We start from the raw sequence: 967 nt of genomic DNA, 5'->3' as shown, positions 1-967 counted from the left end.
TGCATCCTCCGGCTTCTTGCGCGCCACGGTGGCGTCCTCCAGGTCGATCTCCGTCGATGCCTGGATCACAGTACTCATCAGGGGTGTCCTCCATGATCAGGAGTTACACCGTTGTTCTTACAGTCCCGGCTCATCGGATTTCTGCGATTTGAGTCAGGAAGTAGGGCTGGGCCCAGCGCAAGGGGCAGGAGGGAGCTCTCGCCCTCGTCGTCGCATATGGTCACGATGCGTGTCCGCCTCAAACGGGGCCCGTGTCGCCGAGCTGCTGGACGTGACCCCGGAGGACGTCGATCGGGCCGTCGGCAGATCCTCGTCAGCTGGAAGGAAGGGCCGTTGCGGCAGCCGGTGCAAGCGTCTCCACAGGCAGAAGCCGGCCGCGTACAGGATGAGCCTGAGTGAGCTGCCGTTTGGCCACCACGAGAAGCTCGCGATGACCGGGTGCAGCAGCACCACGATGAATAGCCCCGCGATGATCGCCCGGACGAAGACGGCGACAGTTGATGGGGTAATCGCGACGCGCAACATGGGGTTGCCTTGCTTCCGTCGTCATGCATGTGGGCATCGCGAGTTCTTCCCTTCTCGACCCCACCGGTCGTTTGAGGATTGCGACCTGGTGTCTGCAGTCCCACGAGACAACCGCCGGAAAAGTGAGGCGCCGCGTCGCGTTGATTTCGCCGGTCTCGCCGAAGTAGCGGGGGCTGGGGTAGGTCATGGCGTGGCTCCTAGGCGGTGATGAAGTCGGTGGTGAGCCGGATGATCTGGCTGGGGTCGACGAACCAGTCCATGTGCCCCTCATCGGGGATCTCGACCAGGTGGCTGTCCTTGATGCCGGCGTGCAGCTGGCGGGAGCCGTCGATGGGCACCATCTCGTCGGCGGTGAAGCCCACCACCAGGGTGGGGGCGGTGATGCGGTGCAGCTGGTCGCGCAGGTCCATCTGCAGGCAGACCTCGATCTGCTTGTCCACGC

General features: G+C 64.0%; 1 protein-coding gene. It reads right to left on the bottom strand.

Going from position 1 to position 967, the window contains the following annotated elements; all coding sequences use genetic code 11:
- Positions 1 to 722: 722 nt before the first annotated feature.
- The coding region (locus KIK05_RS46435) for an alpha/beta fold hydrolase (protein ID WP_214417340.1) at positions 723 to 967 on the bottom strand (245 nt) is incomplete at its 5' end.

The organism is Sphaerisporangium fuscum, from assembly GCF_018531465.1.
Lineage (GTDB): Bacteria > Actinomycetota > Actinomycetes > Streptosporangiales > Streptosporangiaceae > Sphaerisporangium > Sphaerisporangium fuscum.
This window is presented reverse-complemented; position numbering and strand designations above follow the sequence as displayed.